We start from the raw sequence: 5,184 nt of genomic DNA on the forward strand, positions 1-5,184 counted from the left end.
TTGGTCAGTATTATTTATTTGAGTCCAGTGGCTAACTTATTCTTGAAATTTAGGGGTAATTACAAGAAACGTGATTTACGGTTTAAAAATAAAAAGGAGCCAGCAGTATTAGCTAGCTCTTTTTGAACTAAATTAATCCCAAACCTTTTTAGCAACGTTAAAGGCGGACCAGGCATTCGGCCAGCCAACATAGAAGGCTAATTGGGTGATTACTTCGGCAATTTCTTCCTTGGTAATGCCGTTCTTCTTCGCCGTCTGCATGTGGTACGGTAACTGTTCAAAGGCGCTCTTGGTAATCAGTGCCGTAACGGTAATCATACTCCGGTCACGGGGGCTTAATTCCTTTTCACGGGACCAAACTTGGCCAAAGAGGACGTCATCATTTAATTCGGCGAACTTGGGCGCAAAGTCACCCAATTGATCGCGACCAGCGGTTTGTTTCTTAGCCATCAGATCACCCTACTTTCCTAATTGGTCGTAGTAATCATCGTCAACCTTTTCGCACCATTCACTAGTCCCCTTCGTAATTGCGATGTGGGAGAACCAGGAATCCTTGGTAGCACCATGCCAGTGCTTAACACCTTCATGGATAGCGACCACGTCACCCGGCTTTAACAGTTGGGCCGGCTTGCCCTCTTCTTGGTACCAGCCTTCACCAGCGGTTACCAGCAGGATTTGGAAACCGTCATGGTGGATATGCCAGTCATTCCGGCAACCAGGTTCAAAGTTAACGTTGGAGACGTTAACGTCAATGTTATCGTCTGGGGATACCAGGCCGTTTAAATAAGAGGTCCCGATAAAGTACTTAGCAAAGGCGACGTTCTTTTCACCAAAGCCAAAAATGTCATTCTTTACTGCTTCTTCGTTTTTTGCCATCACGAATCACTCCTTAATAATCATTACCATTACTTTAATGCTATCGCGCTATAATGTGAAATGCTTATTTTAGCTGATGGGTTATGCTTAAAAAGTATCGTTAGACCTGTCGTAACCAGGACATCAAGCTTGCCAATGAAAAGGCCGGCTTCCCGTGCGTCAAGACGTGGTACCCCGGCAGGACCGTTAGCTTACCTGCGTGCGCAACGAAATCTCGTTGGTAGTTACCGGTATCACTCCAGCCTGACGAAAACGGGGCCACCTTGCCCTGGTAACCCTGGAGCTGGTTTAATAGCGCCATAATGGGGGATGAAATTTGCCCATCCCATACCGGGCCCCCGACGAGGATTACATCATAGTAGCTCAGCTGGGGGAGCTTCGTCGTCAAGGTCGGTAGGCGGTTGGTCTGCCGTTGTTTTTGGTAGACATCATCGGTAGCGCGCATATCATCAGGGAATGTCCCCGGTGCTACCTTTATCCGTAAGATATCAGCACCAGTTAACTTGTGAATTTGACTAGCTAGCCGGGCGGTATTATCAAACTGGGAATAATAAAGAATCAGTGCTCGTTGTGCCATTGCAACCCCTCCTCTTGGTTATAAACTAATAATAGCACTAATCAGTCCCCGCTTGCCCCGTCAACAGGGATTCAGAAAGTGTATAATAAATACTATGTTTGAATTGAAAGGAGGGGGGGTGCCGTGGACAGCACCCAAAAGGCAATTAAACGGGCTCGTGACGTTTTAGGCCAACCAATGGCGTTAGCCTTTATTTCATTAATTGGCAAAGGGATCATCGTCGGCTTTATCACCGGTTTAATCGTCGGTGTCTTTCGCCGGATCATTGACGAGACGATGAAAATTCTGACAATTATTTACCCCTTGATGGCTCACCACCCACTTTACTTATTGCCTTATTTATTATTAACCTTAGTAATTGGACTTATTCTTGCGCGGATTCTTAAACCCTACCTGGTCGACCTGCCGGGGTCGGGGATCCCCCAAATCGAGGCGGTCTTGTTAAATGAGCACCAGATGAATGCTGGGCAAATCCTGTGGCGTAAATTTGTCGGCGGTCTGTTGGCAATTTGCCCCGGCCTGTTTCTTGGTCGGGAAGGGCCCTGTATCCAAATGGGCGCCTGTGTTGGCCAGCTACTAGGGCAGCGCCTCACCTTCAACAAGGAGGAAAAGCGGATCCTATTAGAGTGCGGTATTGCGGCCGGCTTATCGGCAGCCTTCAGCGCTCCTTTAGCCGGATTGATCTTCCTAATTGAGGAAATCACCTTTGATTTTCAGCCCCAAAAGTGCATTCCCGCACTGGCCGCTTCCATCACGGCCGACCTGGTCACGATCCTATTCTTTGGCGCCCGGCCCTGCCTTTACTTACCGGTTAGTGCCCAGCTCCCTAAAGAAAGTTTATTGTGGTTAGTCGTTCTCGGGATCTTAATCGGGCTATTGGCCTTTGGCTACCAGTACACTATCCTGAATTTGCGGTGGTGGTACAGCAAAATTAAGCTACCGACCGTTTACCACTGCCTAATTCCACTCTTCTTAGTAATTCCAATTGGCCTGTGGAACGCTAATATTCTTGGCGGAAGTCATAACTTTATTACCTATGTTACTAACATGGGAACCAGCAGCTACTTTATGGAACTTCTCGGCCTATTAATCGTCTTTTTCATCGTCCGCTTTGTCTTTTCGATGATCAGTTACGGTGCCTCGGTTCCCGGTGGGATTTTCATGCCCATCTTGGTATTGGGGGCCCTCATCGGGGCAATTGCCGGAATCATTATGATTCACCAGCACCTGATGCCGGCTGCTTGCTACCTCAACCTAATCGTCCTTTCCATGGCCGCCTACTTTGGCGCCATTGAAGAGGCCCCCTTTACCGCCATCGCCCTATTAACGGAAATGGTCGGCTCAATTGACCTTATCCTACCAATGACGATTTTGACCTTCATCGCCTACATCACCAATGATCTCTTAGGCGGACAGCCAATCTACACGGCTCTTCGCCGGGAAATGTTTGATGAAGAACAGGCTTAATACTAAAGGGAGTGCGAATAGGGTCCAGAGTTCGGCTTTGCCGGGCTCTGGACCCTATTTGTGTACCGCGCTGTTTACTTTTGATCTATATAACAGCCTTAAGTCACAGCCCCTTTCATTAAGATAAGGTATAATTAAATTATCAATGATTGGAGATGCTTTAATGGATACGCGGGTACTTAAATACTTTCTCACGGTTGCTAGCACAAATAATATTACCAAGGCGGCTCAACAGCTACACATTACCCAGCCGACTTTATCACGTCAAATCATGGAATTAGAAAGGGAGCTCGGTGCCCAACTATTTGAGCGGCAGCGGCGTCACCTGCAGCTAACCAAGGCCGGCGCCCTCTTTCAACAACGGGCCACGACACTACTGGAGATAGTGGCCCAGACCAAAAGTGACCTTAAGCAACCCGACGAGGAATTGACCGGGACCATCAACCTGGGCTGCGTGGTTTCGGCCGCATCGGCTTTCATGATGGACGCGGTTGCTGACTTCCAACGTAGGTATCCCTATGTCCGCTTTAATATTTTTGATGGTGATGGCGATACCCTTCGTAATCGGCTGGATGAGGGCCGGACGGACATCGCCTGCCTAATCGAACCGGTGGAGGCAGCCAAGTATAACTACCTCGTCTTACCGACCCGGGAACAATGGGGCGTCATTACAGTTAAGGGTACCCCCATCGCTAAGCGCAAAACGGTCGACCGTAATACCCTCTACAAACTCCCCTTAATTTTCCCCCAACGAAGCATTGTCCGAGACGAAGTCAGTGATGTCTTAAAACTTGACCAAGCTAAACTCAACATTATGGCCAGCAATAACCTACCGAGCAACGCCATGTACCTCGTGCGGACCGGTCGCTATTACGCCGTTGCCATTAAGGGAATCACCGACTTATATGATGATTCCGACCTGGTCTTCGTCCCCTTCACCCCGGCTAAGAAAACGGGTCACGTGGTTGTCTGGCGGCGTAATAACATTTTACCGCCCGCAACGGAACGCTTTCTCCAGTTCGTGGCTGAACGGACGAGCACCAAAAAATAAGGTTATTTCCCGGGAAGTTTTTTCTGCTTAGCAGCTGGGTGGGCGGCCTTCAGGAGCTCAATATCGGTTGAGGTCGCGCACCCATGGTTATAACGGGCCGCCGCATACCGTAGTCGACTCACCGGTAGCCAATGGTCACCAACCCACGTTTCCGTGAGCCGGGGAGCCGCATCCGGACCATATCCCTTGCCTGGGCGTGTCCGATCAAGGCGCCAACTCGGGTAGGTAATCAACCGTGCCCAGGGGGTTCTCTCATGCCAGCGGGCTTCGTAACGCCAACCAGCCGCTGGCCAAGTGTACTTAACCTGGTGGTACCCGTTCTTCATCTGAACCTTACCAGTAGCCGTTGGTGGAATCGGCCAGGGAGCCCCTTGCCGAAAACTCATTCTACCACTCCTCATTTATTAATATAAAAAGTGCTAGGGCCTGCCCGGCTCTAGCACTTTTATATTAATCCTGTTCTTCACTTTCAGGGTGTGTCAGCATTGCGTAGACATACAGCACTTCGTCGGGCCGGTAGTAGCCGTAAACTTCGCCGACCTTCTTAAAGCCGTGCTTAGTGATTAGGTGTTGCATAATCTTGTTATCGATATGGGTATCGATCCGGATCGTTTCGATTTCCTTCCGGTGTTCCCGGATGTAGTTAATCGTTTCAACAAAGAGCTTCGATGCGTAGCCATGACCAGTATGCTTAGAGTGAATAGCAACCCGGTGGAGGACAACGTACTTGTCAGTGTCAATTAGCCACTTACCCTTCATATTAGCGTATGACTCATCGGGGCCATCAACAACCGCCACGTAGCCAACCGTTTGTTCATCGGCCGACTCGGCAATTACACCCCAGCCATTTTCGATGTCCTTCTTTACGACATCAGCGTTTGGGTAGTCACCTTGCCATTGGTCAATCCCTTGTTCGGCCAGTTGGCTACTGCCGTCACGTAAAATATCCATAATTTGGTCATAATCTTCCATTGTGGCCTTTCTTAACTTCATGTTGTCCCTTCCCTTCTAATCAATTTTTGAATATTCATAAAAATTCCAACTTAAGAACTTTATCATACTCTTTTTATTTTGCCAACCGAAAATACTCATCTTTAAGCAGTATGTTCATCTTTCGCTTTCCAATCAGCCTTCGACATCCTCCATTCTAACATTAATTGACTGAAACTTGAAAGTATGAAGACAGACTGATCCCTTGGTATCACAGGGCATA

7 protein-coding genes are annotated in these 5,184 nt (G+C 48.5%); 2 read left to right on the forward strand and 5 right to left on the reverse strand.

Translation table 11 applies throughout. The features are described 5' to 3' along the window. Positions 1-132: 132 nt before the first annotated feature. From ACI31H_RS07180 to ACI31H_RS07190, 3 genes are all read right to left on the reverse strand, one after another. Entirely contained in the window at positions 133-450 is a 318-nt protein-coding gene (locus ACI31H_RS07180; RefSeq protein WP_439771303.1) for a carboxymuconolactone decarboxylase family protein, read from the reverse strand. 9 nt (positions 451-459) lie between these two features. Next, positions 460-876, reverse strand: coding sequence for a cupin domain-containing protein (locus ACI31H_RS07185; protein WP_439771304.1), 417 nt, complete (start codon positions 874-876; stop codon positions 460-462). 100 nt (positions 877-976) lie between these two features. Continuing rightward, complete coding sequence (locus ACI31H_RS07190) at positions 977-1,453, reverse strand: flavodoxin family protein (protein WP_439771305.1); 477 nt, start codon at positions 1,451-1,453, stop codon at positions 977-979. A gap of 177 nt (positions 1,454-1,630) precedes the next feature. On the opposite strand from ACI31H_RS07190, the gene ACI31H_RS07195 reads away from it, so the two are divergent. Beyond that, positions 1,631-2,920 (forward strand): ClC family H(+)/Cl(-) exchange transporter, encoded by a 1,290-nt coding sequence (locus ACI31H_RS07195; RefSeq protein WP_439771309.1) that lies wholly within the window; start codon positions 1,631-1,633, stop codon positions 2,918-2,920. A 163-nt stretch (positions 2,921-3,083) separates the two neighbouring features. Further along, entirely contained in the window at positions 3,084-3,971 is an 888-nt protein-coding gene (locus ACI31H_RS07200; protein ID WP_439771306.1) for a LysR family transcriptional regulator, read from the forward strand. 2 nt (positions 3,972-3,973) lie between these two features. On the opposite strand, the gene ACI31H_RS07205 is transcribed toward ACI31H_RS07200, so the two are convergent. After that, entirely contained in the window at positions 3,974-4,357 is a 384-nt protein-coding gene (locus ACI31H_RS07205) for a hypothetical protein (protein WP_439771307.1), read from the reverse strand. A 64-nt stretch (positions 4,358-4,421) separates the two neighbouring features. Further along, entirely contained in the window at positions 4,422-4,964 is a 543-nt protein-coding gene (locus ACI31H_RS07210) for a GNAT family N-acetyltransferase (RefSeq protein ID WP_439771308.1), read from the reverse strand. Between the last annotated feature and the right edge of the window lie 220 nt (positions 4,965-5,184).

It is taken from the genome of Limosilactobacillus sp., assembly GCF_051873035.1.
Classification (GTDB): domain Bacteria; phylum Bacillota; class Bacilli; order Lactobacillales; family Lactobacillaceae; genus Limosilactobacillus.